This is a genomic window from Pedobacter sp. CAN_A7, assembly GCF_015752175.1.
Classification (GTDB): domain Bacteria; phylum Bacteroidota; class Bacteroidia; order Sphingobacteriales; family Sphingobacteriaceae; genus Pedobacter.
Map to the genome: position 1 here is coordinate 386,410 of NZ_JADOUW010000003.1, position 18,745 is coordinate 405,154.

The following is an 18,745-nucleotide window of genomic DNA, read 5'->3' on the forward strand; positions in this document are numbered from 1 at the left end:
ATCTAATTATTTAATACGTAGCGACTTTGAGGAAGTCCCTTCCTGATAAGTAACTGCTGTTGTTCCTGGTTTAACATTTATTCCCTGCGCAGTAATGTTCTTGCTGTTGGCACCGCCCACATGAAATAACACTTTTGCGGCATCGTAGTTTACCCCCTTAAACTGGATGTCTTTACCGTTCATCACACTCACCAGCGGATTGGCTTCATCAACCACCAGGTTGATGTTACTGAACTGGATGTTGCGTCCTTCCTGAATATCAATACCTTCTGTTGCTTTTATCGTCAGGTTATCGAAATAAAGATCGCTGATGCTCATTTCCGGCAAGCCACGTACAAATACAGCTTTCTCCGCTCCATCGCAAACCACATGACTGATGTGGAAGTTTCTGAATACTGGCGTCTCTGCCGTAACCGGCAATAACTTCACCTGAACCTGTGCACGCTTTTGGCCCGTTAATGGAATGGGATCAACAGCTGCATAATACATGTCAAACAGGATGGCTTCACCGGCAATGTCTTTCATATAGATGTTTTTCGCATGGATGTTCTCCACCACGCCACCTCTTCCCCTGGTGGTTTTAAACCTTAAGCCAATGTCGGTGCCAATGAAAGTACAGTCAGACACAAAAATATTTTTCGCCCCGCCAGACATTTCGCTGCCGATCACAAAACCACCATGAGCATGGTAAACAGTACTGTTGCGGATAATTACATTCTCTGTAGGCATACCGCGTTCTCTTCCTGCCGCATCACGACCCGATTTAATACAAATGCCGTCGTCACCTACATCAAAGGTGCTGCCTTCTACCAATACGTTTTTACAGGATTCTATGTCTAAACCATCGCCATTCTGTGCATACCACGGATTTTTAACATATACATTCCTCACCACAATATCTTCGCTCATCAGCGGATGCAGGTTCCATGCCGGTGAGTTCTGAAAGGTGACCCCTTCTAATAAAATTTGCTTGCAGCGGTTAAAAACAAGCAGGTTAGGTCGTAAAAAGTCTTTCACCGCTTCGTAATCTGCTGCTGTTTTATTTGTTGAGATTAACCCTGGATCTTTCGACAGGGAGCCTTTAAAGCTCTTTTCCGAAGGGTACCATATTCTTTTTGCCTCATCCACACGTCCACCTGAAGCCACTAATTTCTTCCACTGACTTTCCGTTAACTTGTCTTTTTTAACCATGCGCCAGGCTTCTCCGGCTCCATCAATGATCCCGTAACCGGTAATACCGATGTTGGTTTCGCCGTTTGCCCATATTGGCGACTGATTACGCATTTGTGGCAATCCTTCCCAATTACTTTGCACCAGTGGGTATTGGTCAAAATCTTTGCTAAATTGCAGCAAGGCATTTTTTGCCAGGTGCAGGTTAACATTGCTCTTCAGTTCAATGGGTCCGGTTAACCAAACGCCCTTTGGGATGAGCACGACCCCACCACCATTTTTATGAGCGGCAACAATAGCTGCATTTATGCTTTTTGTATTCAGGGTGATGCCATCATTTATGGCACCAAACTTTTCGATACTAATGGTATCCTTTTTAAAAACCGTTTCTTTTACAACCGGTAAATTATCGAAGGAATATTTGATTTCGCTTTGTTGAGCTTTTAGGCCGAAAACGACAAAAAGAGAAAAACTCGCGAAGAGAGTAAGGCATTTATTCATATACTTGGTTAGCTAATGATTTGCAACTAGGCTAACAAGTCTACATAGTTTTAAGGCGGAATAAAAAAAATGCCCCAAAAATAAGTGTGCAATCGTTCCCGTATAAATTCATTTTCTTACCCTATGTTAACACGTGGAAGTTTTATTTTGGTTCTATTTGTAAAAAAAATATTTATATGAAAAAATTAGTTCTAATTGCAGCCGTATTAAGCACAACCTTATTTGCTTTTAAACCAGCAGCTGAATTTATTTGGGGAGCAGATACTGCACACTCTAAATTAGGTTTTGAAATCACCCACTTGATGATTTCTGATGTTGAAGGTTCATTCAAAAATTTCGAATCTAAAATCACCGCTTCAAAAGATGATTTTTCTGATGCTGTAGTAGAATTAAGTGCAGATGTAAATTCTGTAAATACGGAGAACGAGAAAAGAGATGCCCATTTATTAAATGCTGATTTCTTTGACGCAGCGAAATATCCAAAATTGACGTTCAAAAGTACTTCGTTTAAAAAAGTAGCTAATAACAAATACAAAGTTGCAGGTAACCTTACCTTCCACGGTGTAACGAAACCAGTTGTTTTAGATGCTACATTAAGAGGTATTTCAAACAATCCAGCAACAAAAGCAACGATTGCAGGTTTCAAAGTTACTGGAACCATCAAAAGATCTGACTTTAACTTCGGTACTAAATATGCAACGGCCATGTTAAGTGATGAAGTGACATTAAATGCAAACACTGAATTTGTTAAAAAATAATTGATTAATTAATTTCCCGGGAGCCGGATCATCGCAAGATGGTCCGGCTTTTTTGTTTGTAAACTCAGTAAACCTATATAAGGCTATAATCAAGTAACCTGCAACTAGCCCTTGTGTCGCCGTTTCTAGGCCCTCGCGTCGTCTGTAGGCGAACCGAGGGCGACCCAAGGGCGACGAGAGGGCGAAGCAACCCCCTAGAGACCCAGAAACTGACCACAGAGATTTATAGGTTCGCCCTGTAGCGTTTTAGGGCAAAATCATCAATAATAGAAAAAAAGGGAATGTCAATATTGGAAGGATCTGTTAACCATAAAGGTGCTTACCGTCGGACGATGTATTTGGCTAAGTCTGGTTGAAGGTTCCTGATTTCCTGTAACACGATCTGCGCTACTGCACGTGCACCCAATTCATTAAAATGGGTGTTATCTACTTTGCCATCCGGATAATTGGGATGTTCACCAGGCTGTAAGTGATTGAAATAATAGGCAGATTGTTCAGGCCCTGCCTTTTCGAGTAAGACGATACTTTTGGTATTTAAGTCAATCAGCGGAACATTTTGCGCGGTGGCCACAGTTTTCACCAACAAAGAATAGGCGGCATGGGTATCCACAAATGTTCCCGCTTCGTCGAAACTTCTTCTGGCCACGGGTGTAATTAAAATTGGTATCGCCTTACGGCTCCGGATGTCGGTTACAAATCGCTTAAGGTTTTGCTGAAATTCTGCAGGTGTTGTCGCATTCTTTTTGGTCGGCACTTCATCATTATGGCCAAACTGTATCAATACATAATCCCCTTCCTTCAGGCTATCCATCACCGAAGTCCAGCGGTTTTCGGCAAGAAAACTCTTCGTGCTACGGCCATTCTGTGCCCGGTTATCCACAATAACCTCGTCAGTAAAAAAATCTGCGAAAGGCATGCCCCAGCCGGTTTCCGGATAATGTTTCTTTAATTTAATAGAAGCCGTAGAATCGCCAATGATGAATACTTTGATTTTTGGTGGTGCAGAAACGAAGGCACAAAAAACCAATAATGCGGTAGCAGCAAGGAAGGGGAAAGTAAATTTGGTCATGATACCTCAAGTTTATATTGTTTTCCGGATTAAACAAAAGATCGTCTGTATTATTTTATGCAATCGTTGCCGAAACGTTACGTCATCAATTTCTCATTGCAGCGGATTAACATTATATTAGCAGGAACGCTAATTTACGAAGCTTTATAACCTCCTTTAAACTTTTTTTGATCATGTTTGAGCCCTCTACTTTAAAAGATATTGCCAAGGCACTGGGCCTTTCCACGTCGACCGTTTCGAGGGCCTTAAGGGATACACATGAAATTAGCGCAGAGACTAAAAAGATCGTACTGGAATACGCGGAGAAAATCAATTACCGGCCTAATCCCATTGCCCTTAGCTTGAAAGAACGCCGCAGCAAATCCATCGGTGTATTGGTGAGCGAAGTAGCCAACCATTACTTTTCACAAGCCATTAATGGCATTGAATCTATTGCTTACGACAGGGGTTATCACGTTATTATTACGCAAACGCATGAATCTTACGAAAGGGAGAAAATAAATATCCAGCATTTGGCCTCCCGATCTGTCGACGGCCTCCTTGTTTCCCTGTCTGCAGAAACCAGCGACACCACACACCTTAAAAATTTACATCAGCGCGGTCTACCGATCGTGTTTTTTGACCGGGTAGCGGCTGATATTGATACGCACAAAATTGTGGCTAATAATGAAAAAGGCGCTTTTGAAGCCACAGAATTCCTGATTAACAAAGGTTATAAGCGGATTGCCCATTTAACCAGTACCAGCCACCTCTCCATTAGTATAGAACGTTTATTGGGTTACAAAAAAGCTTTGCAGCAACATCACCTTCCGGTATGTGAAGATTATATCAAACACTGTGCACATGGGGGTATGTTTTTAGATGAGGTGGAAAGCGCCATCAACAGTTTAATGAATCTTCCTGAAAAGCCTGATGCCATATTTGTGGCTGGCGACCGCCTGAGTGTGGGTTGTCTGATGGTGTTAAAAAAGCTAAATATTAAAGTTCCAGATGACATTGGCATCGCTGGTTTCAGCAATTCTGATGTATTGGACCTGTTAAACCCACCGCTAACGGCTGTACATCAACCGGCTTATGAAATTGGACAGATTGCCACAGAAATGTTAATCAATTTAATTGAAAGCAAGTATCCAGTGTATGAATTTGAAAACAAGGTACTGGATACCAGCTTATCGATACGCAGTTAGGCGGCTATACGAAAGGCATTTCGAGAGCAAAGTAGCCATTGGTTATTCACCTGCTTAAAGACTAATACAATACCTAAACGAACATGGCCTTTCTTGCCACCATCATTGGTTTCCCCAGTTAAAATGTGACGAACGATGGCCAGAGTACCTTGCACCGTAATTTTCTGATCCTGGATATCGATAGATTTAAAATCGGAAGTACGGCTCACAATAGCTTCTACAAATTCCGCTTTAGTTTCCACCTTACCACTGGAATGTCCATAAGCCAAATCGGCACTTAATACACTTTCCAGGTCTTTACGTACACCACTGATCATGGCCACACGCAATTTTTCTACTGCTGCAGCTATCGTATTTTCAACTTTGGTATCAGCAGCTACAACCATTGGGGTTTGTGAATAGGCTACTAGTCCGGTTACCAGCAGCAGCATGGTCATCAAATATTTCATCGTCAAATTTGGTTAGGTTATTTAGGTAGCCTAATATAGGCGAATTACTTTACATCTTCTTCGGTTGGCCTAATGATCATGCGGAGTGACTGGTCTTTAGAAAAGTAAGCAATCATCCAGCTCCATAAGGTGCTTGCCCGGTTTCTATAGGTAACCAGCGACATCAAGTGAATAAAAAGCCAGGCTAACCAGGCGATAAAACCATTTAAATGTAATTCTGGATGAGGAAGATCGGCCACGGCTTTATTGCTTCCAATAATAGCCATACTGCCTTTATCTTTATATTGAAAGGGTTTTAGAGATTTTCCTTCCTGTAAATTATTAAAATTTTTAGCCAGGTTGAGACCTTGCTGGATGGCCACCTGTGCAACCTGTGGGTGGCCTTCTGGGTAATTGGCATCTGTAGTGAGCAGACAGGTATCACCTATTGCATAAATGCCTGGCAGGCCAGTTACCTGGTTGAATTCGTCGACCAAAAGTCGTTTACCGCGCCCATAACATGCTGCAGGGATGCCTTCAAAGACCTTTGCAGTAACCCCAGCTGCCCAGATCAGATTTTTAGCAGGAATCACTTCCCCACCCGACAGTACCACTTTATCATCAGCAAAATCATTCACATGGGTGTTCATGATCAGCTTCACACCTAATTTCTTTAAGGCGGCTGTGGTATGAAGCTGCGATTTCTCACTCATGGGTGAAAGCACATAATCTCCACCATCCACCAGGTAAATTCCACCTGAACGACCCTGCAACTCCGGGTAATCTTTCCGCAAAATCCCCTGTTTCATTTCGGCAAACATCCCCGAAATTTCCACCCCCGTGGGGCCGCCACCAGCAACCACCAACGTAAGTAACATTTCGATTTCTTTAGGATCTTTTGACACCGTAGCCTGCTCCATCCGCATCAGCAGGGTGTTGCGCATGGATATGGCATCGCTCAGCGTTTTCATTGGAATCGCGTTTTTTCTGATGTTCTCATTGCCAAAGTAATTGGTAGTGGCTCCACAGGCAAACACCAAATAATCATAAGTCAGCTCCCCTTTGTTGGTCACAATTTTCTTTTCTTCAGGAATCACCTTTTTTAAGGTGCCATAACGGTAATGGAGGTTACTTTTATTTGCAAAGAGCTTTCTGAAAGGATAACTGATAGCCGAGGGTTCCAGAAAACCTGTGGCCACCTGGTAAATTAAAGGGGGAAAGAAATGGTAGTTATTTTTGTCGACCAGGGTAACCTGGTATGCGGGATGTCCACCTAGTTTTTTTGCCAGGTTTAAGCCTGCAAAACCTCCCCCAATGATAACAATATGTTTCTGCATCGTACTGTGTTAAAAGTTAAAACCTATGGATATGTAAGGAAGTGACCCTTCTTTCGAGAAGCCCACTGCAGCCTGAATCAACAATAACTCTGCCGGAACCACATAAAGTCCCCCACCATACCCATCATGCCAGGAACTGGAGTTTTCTCCGGGTTCCCAAACCCGTCCAATGTCGTTAAATGCAAGGATCCCAACAGAACCCGGCACAACATAGGACGTAAAATCAAAAAGTTTTAACCGCAGGTCGATGTTATGAAAAGCCATGCCTTTACCGGTAAATCGACTGGTATGGAAACCTCTTAAGTTGTTTACTCCTCCCAATTGCATGCGTTGGAAAAAGGTAGGCTCACCTATGGTGACACCACCGCCAATGCGATTGGCAATGACCAATGCCCCCTGTCCCGGGTTTACATAATGCCTGAATTCAGTAAATATTTTGCCATAATTGGCATGATTTCGGTTTACTTCCTGATTAAAGGACAGCGCTGTTCGCCAGTACATACCTTTTTTAGGAATCACCACCTGGTCTCGGCGGTCGTAAATCAGGTTAGCCACTAGTCCTACATAGGTCCGATCAGCAAAAACCTGCGCCTCAGAATTCAGCGCATCATAATCACTTAAAAATTTATTCACATTGTTGCCGGCTTTACTGGTATAAAATTCGGTAGAAATACCAGCTTCTAATTGCCAGTCGGTGCCAAGCGCACGGGCGAGTTTAACGGCTGCAGTCAGGTAGTCATACCGGTTACGGTAATAAGGCATCTGTTTATCGTCTTCATCAATAAATATAGTTTCATTTCCCAGGCCAAAGAAACTACTTAGGTTTTTCGGGCCTAATAAATTAGCATCAACCCTTAAATCGTAAGCACCAACAGCTTGTTTAAAGTTTCCGGCATAATTAAAGGCAAAGGACTTGCGCCCTGTGGTAAAAGTTGCCCAAAAATCATGTTTAACGGCATAGGGGCTTTTGCGGAAACCTTGTTTTTCGTATAGCACACCAGCACCCACGCGAAAGCCCTGGTCCATGCTGTAATCCACTTTAAACTGCGGACCAAAGCGATCGTACATAAAACTGCGTTTATCGTATTGGTTCACCGTCGTATCGTTCGAGAGGCGCAATTTAAGGGCGTTGCGATCCACTTGGTTATCCTCCTCTAAACGATCGTAGTAATACAATTTGCCTTTATTCACCACTTCCGGTGCAACCTGCACCTCGTCGGCACCTGCCCCACCAATAAGCCTCACTTTAATTTTTGCAGGCGTATTGCCCGATACCCTGAATGCATCTTTCCCGCCGAAACCGTAGATTCTGATTTCGTTAGTGCTGTTTTCCTGAAATTCACGTTCGTAAAGTGTCCTGCCAATGGCACCATCTTTTTTGATGTTTCTGATTTTTAGTGACAAACGCCCTGCTGAGCGGTAAGTTAATTCAAACTGCTCCCGTTTATCTGATTGAGGAATCTCCACAGTTTTAGCCAGGAATTGATAATATTCCATGGCTGAACTTTGCAAGTTCTTGATGCGGCCATTCATGGCCTGGCGCAAAGCATCTAGACCTAAGGCTACAACTTCTGGAGGCATCATATGGAGGGCTTCCTCCACTCTTTCCGGCGTGAGGTGCTGCTGCACGTATTTAATTTCTTTTAACCAATCGTCTTGCGATAGCTGGTTCAGGAAATACCGATCAAAATACCGGTTGTTGAAGTTCCAGCCTTTTACATCCCTGATTTCTGCGCCATAGGGCTGCAGGTTTGACTTTAACCATTGGTGGGAAAGCACCCAGGGCAAAACCCCAGCTGTTTTATAAAATACTTTATCGCGGTCCCGAGGAATAGGCTGGTAAAAAGTTCCATCCTTATCTTCCTGTGGTAACCAGCGCCAGTTGTCTTCATGGCGATCCCAATCGCCAAGCACAAAGTCAAGCAACCTGGCCCGCAGGGTCAGTTGCTGGTTGCTGCGCTCATCATTATCCTCCTGTAGTTTCCGCTGTACCTTTTCCGTGTTGTCGGTATCTTCCATCCCTACAGGTTCACGCTCCTCAAAAAGGTAGGCGGCATTAGCGAAATCCTTGCGGAATTCCATTAAACCGGGGTCATCACCAACATATACAATTTCGGGCCGGGCATGTGGAATTTTTAGCGCTTTAGCCAGCGGTGGAACCACCAAAGCCGCAAAGGGATGGCCGGTAGAAACCTGGTCCTGCACAATTTTTTTTGCAATAGTTGGCCGTAAGTTTTCCGGAAGCCCTCTTTCCGGGTATTTCTGAATGGTTCTCAGTACCCATTCTTTACCTGTAGGATCAACAAACCTGATGGAGCGTGTTTGATTGCCACCGCCCAGCTTGTCAATCGTTAATCCGCCTTTCTCCTTACGAATATCCAACACCCTAATTTTTACTGGGGTGGCCCATAGCGACCGGTAATTGTCCCCCAAAAAGAAGCGGTGGCTTTGCCCTACTTCATTATACTCCGGTGCAATAGCCACGGTAATGGAATCTGACTTAGGCTGCTGTGCAACAACCAATAATGATGGGCACAGCATGATAACCAACAGTTTTATAAATTTCATAGACAGGCGATTAACAATTACACAACCACACCAACGCGCAGGGCTTTAAGGCCTTGTACACCCTGCAGTTCTTCAACTTCCAGAAATTCCAGGTCGTCTTTTAAAAGATTTTGTTGCTTTAATTTCTCTATATACCCCTTGTATTCTGTGGCTTCCCAGGAGTTGAAATAAATGATCGTAATTTTACCCGGTTGGGTTAACCTTTCCTGGGTGTCTTTTACATGGGCTTTATCAATTCGTTTTTTAACCATCTGGTAGCGGATGTTATAACTTCCCTCTACATCAAAACGTTGCTCATCTGTTCTAAAACTGATGTCAATGAGCTTCTCATAAACAAAAATGAGTTGTGTGGTTTGCATATACACCTCCAGCTCATTTTGCAGGGCCGAAGTAGCCTTTACAATCATAGTCATCAACTCCAGTTGTTTATACCTCAGCGTATGTAAAAGACCTGCAGGTAAAGTGATTTCTGGTGCAATAGACTGCCCCATATATAAATCGTACTCCACACCATCGGTTCTAAATTTCTCAAAATAACAAGGAAATATTTCCTGTACTCCTGCATTAAATTCTTCCAAATGGCTCGTCACTTCCTGGTTAATGCGCTGCAGACTGCGTTCGTAACGCGCACTGTTTTCAAAAAGCCCGCCTTGCGGATGGGCTGCATCCAGGTATTGCTGTACAGCAGTTTGCAATTCCGGGTGTTCATTTGCCATTTGCCTCAGGTATGCAGGCAGCTGTTGTTGCAAGTAATCCTGGGTAATCAACACTTCCCGATCTGATAAGTTATTGAATTGCGATTTTTCACAAACGGACAATGACGCTATAAACTGATGATCAACGTGTTCATTTAAATTAAGGTTAATGCTGTGAAACAAACTTTCCAGCATTTCAAAATTGCTGTACAAATCGGCCCTGATGGCCTGATTTCTTTTAATACTCGAGTCTTTAATGTCTATAGCGCCATAAAAAGGATTAACCTTTTCAAAATAGATCTTTTCAACGGGCAGGTTGTTCGCTTTAGCTCCTGAATAAATATACTGAAATGCGGCCTCGTAAAACCGCCACCTAATGGCAGGCTGTAAGGAGGTAAACTTCTCCGTGACTACCGTAGTCAATTCGTGGTTGAAATCAGTGATCAGGTTCTGCAGTAATTGCGATAACAAAGGAAAAGCAGTTTCTAATTTAGACAGAATATAACTTTGGAACACATCTGCATTTTGAGCATGTACTTCAAGAGCACCCACAATTTTACCGTTAAAATACAAGGGAAATATGGCGTAGCAGATGATTCCCTGTTCGCAAAGCATTTTCAACCAAATGCTGCTCGCACATTGTTCCTCGGTAATTCTTGGAAAAATGTAGCGCATCGGGTTTTTCAGGTACTCATCTACACGTTGTTGATATAAAGCATGCATGGCCGGATCTTCTCTGGATAATCTGGAAAGCACGCTTTCAAAGTCAGATTGGTTGTTGACCACCACCTTACCGTTAACCTGAAGATTAGGTAGCAACCCAAATTGAATCCCTTCGCAGGAAACCAGCGTTTTTAACGCTATGCTGATGTTTTCGCGATGTGCACCGGTATGACTTTTATTATGTTTGATAATGACATTCTTGATGTTTTCCAGCGCATATTCTGCGGTAACATCCACCACATCGACAATGGAAAAGCCCTCTACTTTAAAGTTTTGTAGTGGCAGCAGGTTCTGTAAAATCTGAAGGTTAGAAGTTTCACTCCATATCTTATCGGTGATATTTTCAAGATTTAACGCTGGCAGTTCCCCATCATAACTGATGTTTATAAACCTGGAGTCAACATTTAAACGGTAATATTTTAATAACCTGGTTTGCGAATCAACAATTGACCGCACCGTACCATCACTAACCGTAAAGGAGAAGTTATAAAAACGTTGCAGCACCAGATTGTAAAAGCTGGTGAGGATGCCTTTGGTCATTTGCGGTAGGCTGGGCTTTTCAATATTCGAACTCGGCTGGTGACTTTGCTGGTCAAAGAGGATCTTGTAAAAAGCATCTGTTCCTGAAAAAAAACACGGTGTAACCGGCATGCTTATGGCCCAGAGTTGATTCTTTTCTTCATTCAGCAAAGGCGACAATGCAGAATGGATAAGTTCGAAAATATGAGGGTAATATTTAAGCTGGCTGGTATCCATGGGCTCCCAAAGCTCAGGCGCTGCCTTAAATTTGTTTAAAATATATTGGTAGAAAACCGCTTTCGCAGTACGCTCTACCTCTAGTTTTTTTACAATATGATCGATGAATGGCCTGAAAGAGAACTGAATCGCGATACCAATATCACAAGCTCTGCCATCGTTTGACTTATTTAGATCTAGTGTTATCGCTTGCATGATGATTAATTATCGTCGTAAATAGTTCTTCCACCCCCCTGGATGTAGCTACAAAAAACCGGAATTTAAGGCGCTGACCGGGATATATATCTGCCAGCACATAACCATGCCGGGAATCGGCAAATAACGAGTTTTCTCCTTTAATAACCGCGCTTTTTTTTGCTCCGGAGCCACTAACCACCTGGGTGTATTTATTTTTTATAAACTGCAATCCGTGGTCGTGCCCCGCCACATGAATCACGCGCGTACTGCCAGCCATGGCTTTATTCATGCGACTTACCATACTTCTGTATTTTTGGTGGCGCAGGTCTTCTGGACTTGGGAAGAACCAGCGTAAACCATGTTTGCCGTAAGATTGAAAAGGATGGTGGGAAGCCAGGATGATCGTTTTGTTTGGGTTCTTTTTAACTATGGCCGTGAGTTTGGCTAACACGGATTGTTCAGTATTGCAGGCACAACCGGCATTGCGGTTTTCCTTAGCATATGGGAATAGCCACCACTCGCTGTCAATGATGACCATCGTCACCTCATCCGACACCATCATTTCGATGGGATCCGGACATCCATTTGGGGGCAGCAGTTTAAGCTGACTATCTTTTTGTTCTTTCAGGAAATCCCCTTGCCGTTTGATTTTTGCAAGGCCCTGTTTACCGGAATGATCCCAGTCGTGGTTTCCAGGAACAAAGTAAACTGGAGCACCTTTTTCTCGCATGGGCATATACTGCGAGCGCAGGATAGCCTGTGTTTCCAGCTCTTCCTTGCTTCCGGGCAGGCCCATCCCCTTTGGGTAAATGTTATCACCAAGATACATCACTTTGGTTTTACCTTTGATAATCCTCGATGCAGCATCCTTAATCACCAGCGTTTGATCTTTATCTACCTGTCCTGCATCGCCAATAAAGATCAGTCTTGCAAGGAGGGAGTCTTGCTGTTGCGCCCTTAACGGTACAATGACGCTCAACAAGGCCCAAATCAATAGCAGTTGCCTCATCCCTTATTAATTTAGTCTTTTATAGTTAAATTTCAAAATATTCCCAGCCGTTATTTCATCACCCTCATTAGAAATGTACAGGTTGTTCGCCGTATCAAACGCAATTCCTTCAGGCTGATTAAATAGGGAAGAATTTAAGTGATAAGCTTCTTTGATTTTCCAGTCCTTACCGGCAATGAGGAGCAGCTTATTGGCAGAAGAAAGAATGTACCAGTCGCCCGTTACCGGATGTTTACTCAGTGCCGAGGCTTTTAAACCTTTTTTTACTTCGTGGCCTAAAGCCTTTAGTGGAGAGAGGTCGATGGTAAATGTACCTGAAGCAACGATTTGTGCATTATCTTCTATATTAAACAGGTAACCCGTAGCTGTGGGTGCTTTTTTATCCACCTCGCAGGCCTTGCAAAGAACATATAATTCGCCACTGGCCTCATCGGCATACATACCTTCGTATTCTGCTTTAGGTACCAGGTCTTTCCATTCTTTAGTCTGCCCGGTATTTTTCTGTTGTGCTTCACCAAGGGGAAAACTCAGGATGCTCCCAGAACTTTTTAATACATATACGGTTTGTTTTGCAATGGCAACATCTTCAAAATCGCCATTTTTTGCAAATTTAACACTGCTTTGTTTTTTAATACCCCAGGCTTGTTTGAAAAGTCGGCCATCCTCATCCTGAACGGAATAAACGGTGTCTGCCCGCCCTTGATAGAATGCAAGGCCACTTATTTCGAGTAAACTTTCTGGCATATTAAACTTTTCAGGGTGCTGTAAATCGTAGCCTTTCGGACTGCTGTATTTATCCTCAGCTGGTTTACAGGCAAAAAAAACGAGGCTGAGCGTGATAGGCAACAGCATATTCAATTTATAATTCATAGGATAATTTATAAAGATTCAATCACCATCGCGATGATAAAACACAGTACGGAGACAATGATCCCATACATAAATACATTGTATGCAGTGCGCATAAGCCGGTACTTACGACCTAAAACAACACCCTGGCCATGTAAATCTTTAATTAAACTTCCATAGAGGAAATCGCGGTCATCCATGAGTACGCGCATGCCATGATCAAAGTCTGGTAAGTTCATGCGGTAAAAATTTCCAAAAAACAACAGGTTAACACGTTTGCTGCGCAAGTCATCGGTTGTGAATATTCCTGAAGGAATGTTTGGCCGGGTAGCGAGAATAGAAAATACCATAGCCACTACACAAGTGATCAACAATAATATGGTGGGCAGAATCAGGTGGGTATTGTCCTCCAGCTTTCGCAACAGGATACTTAGGATCACCGACAAAATGATCGAATTGGTAGAGATCATGATATGTGCTTTATTATCGGCCATGTCACTTAAGCGCTGGTGGTTGTTGGATGTAATGCGGAACATGGTTTCAATGCCTTTATCCGGGCGATCAGTCTTATCCTTTTTCGCCTCTTTTGCAGTGGCATCGTCTTTTTGATCAATGATTTTCACCTGCTGTGCTGGTTCATTCTTTTTTAGCAGGGCGGCCAGGTTTTCTTCTTTCCCCTTGCTTAAAAGTTTGACGGCATAATCCGTATGGAAACTGTGCTGACGCAAGAATTTAATATTCTCTTCCCGCCACCTCGTTTTATCAATTGGGCCGTGTCGTGTTTCTTCTTCTTTACGAATGCTTTTATTTCGTTCTTTGAACTGTGGGGTGCCTAAATGATAGAGATCAGCATCACAGATGAGCTGTTGCAATAAACCTTTGGGTTGTTGTGGCATTTTGGTTGCCATAATGCAGGCTACAACCTCGTTAATTTGGCTTTCCGGCACCTCTTTAGCCCTTAAAAATTCGGCAGCTAAAGCAGCTCCCATGGCTTCATGGTCATTACTGTGCTTTAAATAGCCCACATCGTGGAACCAACAGGCGGCCATCAGGGTAAAGAAATCTTTGTCTGCTAATCGGTAATGATTAGCCATTTCTACCGCATGGGCAATCACCTCTTCCGTATGTTCCAGGTTGTGGTAAAACAATTTGTCATTTTGGCCTGTTCGGAATAAGCTCTCCACATAGGCTTTTATTTGTGCTAGCGTTTGCAAATCGTCCATCATATAAATTATTAACGAATATACTGTATTTTTGTGTTTCAAATTCTAGATGAAAAACAGATCCAACCTACCTCTACTCCTTATATTTGCCTTTTTATACTTGCTTCTTAACTGGTATGTAATTTCAGGGCTGCACGTATATACCGAAAACCCATTACTTTCCTTAGGTTTTTGGCTTATTATTTCGCTGGTTACCCTTTCATTGGTGTATGCCATTAAAAGGATTGGGAGTCATGGCATGGATGCCTTTTTTAAGTTTGCTACGCATGCCTTTTTAATGCTGATCTCTGTAGAACTGATTTTCATTGCCGCGCTTCTGCCGGGTGATGTTTACCGCTTGTTTACGCATGGGCAAAGAAATTTATATTGGGTAACGTTTGCAACACTGCTGGCCATATTCACTTTAATCATCATTGTGTACGGCATGGTGAAGGGAAAATATGCTTATCGCATTATCTCCCATAAATTATATTTCAAAGATTTACCTGAAAGCTTTGATGGTTTTAAAATCACGCAGATCTCTGATGTTCATGCGGGCAGTTTCAACAACCGAAAGGCGATACAACGGGGAATAGACCTGATTAAAGCTCAGGAAAGTGATTTATTTGTTTTTACTGGCGATCTGGTGAATAATAAGGCTAATGAAATTATACCCTGGATCAGTTACTTCTCACAGATCAGGGCACCTTTCGGACAATTTTCCATTCTTGGAAACCATGATTATGGTGATTATGTGAAATGGGATAGTCAGGCTAATAAGGAGGCAAACTTACGAAGCCTAAAGCAGTATCATGCCGAATTAGGTTATCGCTTGCTGTTAGATGAACATGTGGAAATCACAAAGAACGGCGAAAAGATCATCCTTGCCGGTGTAGAAAACTGGGGTTTAGGCTTTGGTGAACGTGGCGATCTGAATAAAGCATTAAAAAATGTTGAGGCCAAGGATTTCAAAATTCTGTTATCGCATGACCCCACCCATTGGGAAGCACAAGTAAAAAAGCATCCACTTCATATCCATTTAACCTTATCCGGACACACCCATGGTATGCAGTTTGGATTAGAGGCTTTTGGCATTAAATGGAGTCCTGTAAAGTATCGCTATGCGCACTGGGCAGGTATAAAACAGGAAAATAACAAGTACCTCAATATTAACCGGGGTTTTGGCTTTTTAGGTTTTTCAGGAAGAATTGGTATTTGGCCTGAAATAACAGTTATAACCTTGAATAAACTTCGTCCTGCTCAATAACTACATTTTTTTTAACCAACTCCAGGTAATGCTTTCCATTGGGTTGCGCATTAGTTAACTCCCCATAGGTCATTCCAAAAAGAATCTCCAGTTTGCGCACACATTCATAAGGAATGTCCTTTTTGCTTTTTAATGGAATTTTACAATAGTTACGAAACGTATTGTAAGACACACCCAGGATGTCTGGAATTTGATTTACCAGCATCTTATTTTCCCTAACGGGCAAATTTTCAAGAAATTCCTCAATTTTATATTTGTAAGTCATATCATACGGGCATTATTTGTTTTCGTAAAAATATAATCTTTATTGTTATGGTGGTAATAATTTTATAAATATTTTTAAAATAATTCATTTACAACCATAATCGATCATTAGTATTCAGAAAAAACACCCTAAAACCACTTACAATGAGGACTGAAAGATAATAAATGAGCTTATAGGTTACATTCGTAAAATGCAAATCACATTATTTAGTAAAGAAGATTGCGATAACATTACCAAAATGGGATCGAAAAAAAATACTTTTTTATGTATTTTTGCATAATTTAATAAATGACATGAATACGAAAACGAATAATTCTGTAGAGGTAACTGATGTAGTGTTGATTGGCGCAGGCATTATGAGCGCCACCTTAGGCGTACTCTTAAAAGAATTACAACCTGATTTAAGTATTGAAATATTTGAACGTTTAGATGTAGCGGCAGCAGAAAGTTCAGATGCCTGGAACAATGCAGGTACCGGACATTCAGCATTCTGCGAATTAAACTATACCCCACAACGGGAAGACGGTTCTGTAGAAACAGATAAAGCTGTAAAAATTGCAGAATCTTTTGAAGTTTCTAAACAATTTTGGGCCTTTCTGATTCAAAACCGCCTGATTGGTGCTCCAGATAAATTTATTCAGAGCATTCCCCATATGAGTTTTGTTTGGGGGGAGAAAAACGTGGATTTTTTAAATAAAAGATATAACGAGCTTCAAAAATGTCATTTATTTAAAGGCATGACCTATACTGAAGATCGTAAAACCCTGGAAGAGTGGATTCCTCTAGTGATGGAAGGACGTCCATCAGATGAGAAAGTTGCCGCCACACGGATGAATATGGGTACGGATGTTAATTTTGGTGCGCTAACCAAAATGATGTTCAATACCTTGCAAACCAAAGAACAGGTAAAACTTCACTTTACTCATGATGTGAAAAAGCTTAGGCAGATTAACGGCTTATGGGAAGTGAAAGTTAGAGATGAAGCAACTGGAAAAAGAAGAGTAGTGAAAGCTAAATTCGTCTTTATTGGTGCAGGTGGTGGTTCCTTACCACTACTTGAAAAATCAGATATTCCAGAAGGAAGAGGTTTCGGCGGTTTCCCGGTAAGCGGACAATGGTTGAAATGCGTAAACCCAGAAATTATTGAGCGTCACCATGCCAAAGTATACGGAAAGGCCTCAGTTGGATCGCCACCAATGTCTGTTCCACACCTGGATACACGTATGATTGATGGTAAAAAAGCCTTGCTTTTTGGCCCATATGCAGGGTTTTCTACAAGGTTCCTAAAAAAAGGGTCATTAATGGACCTTCCATTATCCATAAAATCAGATAATATCATGCCCATGATTTCTGCAGGATTAGCTAATATTCCATTAACTAAATACCTGATTAATCAAATACGTCAATCAAACGATGAACGACTGGATGCTTTACGTGAATATTTGCCAAATGCAAAAATGGAAGACTGGGAGTTGGAAACTGCAGGCCAACGCGTACAAGTGATCAAGAAGGATGCGGAGCACGGCGGAGTACTGGAGTTTGGCACCGAGGTAGTAAGTGCGGCTGATGGCTCTATTGCTGCCTTATTAGGCGCATCACCCGGTGCTTCTACTGCAGTGTCCATTATGATCCACCTATTGGAGCGTTGTTTCCCAGAAAAAATCAATACACCGGAATGGCAGCAGAAACTGAAGAAAATGGTTCCTTCTTATGGTTATACCCTTAGTGAAGATGCCACTTTAAGTGAAAAAATAAGAACGCAAACTACACATGCTTTAAACTTACACCCTGAAGGTCTAAGTACTATAGCGAGCTAGTTGGATTTCATAAGCTATGAAAAGTCCTGGTTTAACGGCCAGGACTTTTTTTATGCCTTAAAAACAGGTAACCTGCCAGGTTCGGTTCCATGAGTTTTGTGGACTCAAACGATTGATGCCCTCTTTTTCTTCCAGCTTGCCCTGGTGTCCCACATGGTCTGCAATTCCACACCAGGGTTCCAGGCATACGAAATTCGCATCCTTTGCCGCCCAAATGCCAAAATAAGGGAAACCATCATATTTAAAATGAAGTCCATGTTTTGCCTGGCTGTCCTGCAAAGTAATCTGGTCACTCTTCATCGTTTTGAAAACCAAAGCATCTTCATAAAACAGTTCATGCCTAAGGGCCAAAGCACCGTCAATTAAGGGTAATGCAACCGTAGCTGAATCGATGAGGTTGTCGCTTATTTTATGGTAAAGTAATTCAGTATCCTTGTTAAATACCAGTTGATAATCACTGTAGTTTGCCTCTTCGACTAAGGGTGCTTTAAAAGCAGGATGTGCACCAATGGAAAAAAGCAGGTCTTTATGACCGGGGTTATCAACTTCGTAGGTGCAGGAAAGTGTGGTGTCATCCAGCACGTAACGAAGGCCTAACTTAAATTCAAAAGGATATTGTTTTAAGGTTTCGGCGGTCTGTTTAAGTGTAAACAACAAGGTGTGGTCATTAACCTGGGTCACTTCAAATTCCATGTCACGCGCAAAACCATGCCTGGGTAAAGAATACGCCTTACCTTCATAGGTATAGGTGTTATTTTTTAGGGCGCCAACAATGGGAAATAAAACCGGACTTGATTTTGCCCAATATTCACGATCGCTGTTCCACAGGTAATCCATACCCGTTTTTTTGTGGACCAGTTGTTTCAATTCGGCACCCGTTTTAAGAAAAGAGGCCTTTATATATTCGTTCTCCAATAAAATCATACCTGCTAAAAGTAAATAATTCCTTCAATAATGCCTAAATTTA

General features: G+C 42.2%; 15 protein-coding genes. 4 read left to right on the forward strand and 11 right to left on the reverse strand.

The genetic code is table 11. The features are described 5' to 3' along the window. Positions 1–6 precede the first annotated feature (6 nt). A complete protein-coding gene (locus tag IWX76_RS13145; protein WP_196860384.1) occupies positions 7–1,671 on the reverse strand; it encodes a glycoside hydrolase family 28 protein in 1,665 nt (554 codons plus the stop codon). A gap of 176 nt (positions 1,672–1,847) precedes the next feature. On the opposite strand from IWX76_RS13145, the gene IWX76_RS13150 reads away from it, so the two are divergent. After that, positions 1,848–2,429 (forward strand): YceI family protein, encoded by a 582-nt coding sequence (locus tag IWX76_RS13150; RefSeq protein ID WP_196860385.1) that lies wholly within the window; start codon positions 1,848–1,850, stop codon positions 2,427–2,429. A 319-nt stretch (positions 2,430–2,748) separates the two neighbouring features. On the opposite strand, the gene IWX76_RS13155 is transcribed toward IWX76_RS13150, so the two are convergent. After that, positions 2,749–3,498 (reverse strand): rhamnogalacturonan acetylesterase, encoded by a 750-nt coding sequence (locus IWX76_RS13155; protein ID WP_196860387.1) that lies wholly within the window; start codon positions 3,496–3,498, stop codon positions 2,749–2,751. A 173-nt stretch (positions 3,499–3,671) separates the two neighbouring features. On the opposite strand from IWX76_RS13155, the gene IWX76_RS13160 reads away from it, so the two are divergent. Next, positions 3,672–4,685: a LacI family DNA-binding transcriptional regulator gene (locus IWX76_RS13160; protein WP_196860389.1), complete on the forward strand. Its 1,014-nt coding sequence runs from the start codon at positions 3,672–3,674 to the stop codon at positions 4,683–4,685. Here the strand turns inward: IWX76_RS13160 and IWX76_RS13165 are convergent. From IWX76_RS13165 to IWX76_RS13195, 7 genes are read right to left on the reverse strand one after another with little or no spacing between them, the layout of a single operon-like run. Next, the gene (locus tag IWX76_RS13165) at positions 4,682–5,134 is read right to left on the reverse strand and encodes a nuclear transport factor 2 family protein (RefSeq protein ID WP_196860390.1); all 453 of its coding nucleotides are present in this window, start codon (positions 5,132–5,134) and stop codon (positions 4,682–4,684) included. The two genes, IWX76_RS13160 and IWX76_RS13165, sit on opposite strands and share 4 nt — an antisense overlap. 44 nt (positions 5,135–5,178) lie before the next feature. Continuing rightward, positions 5,179–6,450: an NAD(P)/FAD-dependent oxidoreductase gene (locus IWX76_RS13170; protein ID WP_196860392.1), complete on the reverse strand. Its 1,272-nt coding sequence runs from the start codon at positions 6,448–6,450 to the stop codon at positions 5,179–5,181. Positions 6,451–6,459: 9 nt separating this feature from the next. Next, complete coding sequence (locus tag IWX76_RS13175) at positions 6,460–9,018, reverse strand: BamA/TamA family outer membrane protein (protein ID WP_196860393.1); 2,559 nt, start codon at positions 9,016–9,018, stop codon at positions 6,460–6,462. 17 nt (positions 9,019–9,035) lie between these two features. Then, the gene (locus IWX76_RS13180) at positions 9,036–11,387 is read right to left on the reverse strand and encodes a GAF domain-containing protein (protein ID WP_196860394.1); all 2,352 of its coding nucleotides are present in this window, start codon (positions 11,385–11,387) and stop codon (positions 9,036–9,038) included. Beyond that, on the reverse strand, positions 11,359–12,378 hold the full coding sequence (locus IWX76_RS13185) for a metallophosphoesterase (protein ID WP_196860395.1): 1,020 nt from the start codon (positions 12,376–12,378) through the stop codon (positions 11,359–11,361). Before IWX76_RS13185 ends, IWX76_RS13180 begins: the two co-directional genes overlap by 29 nt. A gap of 6 nt (positions 12,379–12,384) precedes the next feature. Beyond that, positions 12,385–13,248 carry an SdiA-regulated domain-containing protein gene (locus IWX76_RS13190; RefSeq protein ID WP_334641912.1) on the reverse strand — a complete coding sequence of 288 codons (864 nt, stop codon included), beginning with the start codon at positions 13,246–13,248 and terminating at the stop codon, positions 12,385–12,387. An 8-nt stretch (positions 13,249–13,256) separates the two neighbouring features. Continuing rightward, positions 13,257–14,453, reverse strand: a complete 1,197-nt coding sequence (locus tag IWX76_RS13195) for a Pycsar system effector family protein (protein ID WP_334641913.1) — start codon at positions 14,451–14,453, stop codon at positions 13,257–13,259. Between the two features lie 46 nt (positions 14,454–14,499). Between IWX76_RS13195 and IWX76_RS13200 the strand changes: the two genes are divergently transcribed. Beyond that, positions 14,500–15,696: a metallophosphoesterase gene (locus IWX76_RS13200; RefSeq protein ID WP_196860396.1), complete on the forward strand. Its 1,197-nt coding sequence runs from the start codon at positions 14,500–14,502 to the stop codon at positions 15,694–15,696. On the opposite strand, the gene IWX76_RS13205 is transcribed toward IWX76_RS13200, so the two are convergent. Next, complete coding sequence (locus IWX76_RS13205; protein WP_196860397.1) at positions 15,662–15,961, reverse strand: hypothetical protein; 300 nt, start codon at positions 15,959–15,961, stop codon at positions 15,662–15,664. The two genes, IWX76_RS13200 and IWX76_RS13205, sit on opposite strands and share 35 nt — an antisense overlap. A gap of 272 nt (positions 15,962–16,233) precedes the next feature. On the opposite strand from IWX76_RS13205, the gene IWX76_RS13210 reads away from it, so the two are divergent. Beyond that, the gene (locus IWX76_RS13210) at positions 16,234–17,778 is read left to right on the forward strand and encodes a malate:quinone oxidoreductase (protein WP_334641914.1); all 1,545 of its coding nucleotides are present in this window, start codon (positions 16,234–16,236) and stop codon (positions 17,776–17,778) included. 57 nt (positions 17,779–17,835) lie between these two features. Here IWX76_RS13210 and IWX76_RS13215 read toward each other — a convergent pair whose 3' ends face one another. Further along, a complete protein-coding gene (locus tag IWX76_RS13215) occupies positions 17,836–18,702 on the reverse strand; it encodes an aldose 1-epimerase family protein (RefSeq protein ID WP_196860401.1) in 867 nt (288 codons plus the stop codon). Positions 18,703–18,745: the final 43 nt, after the last annotated feature.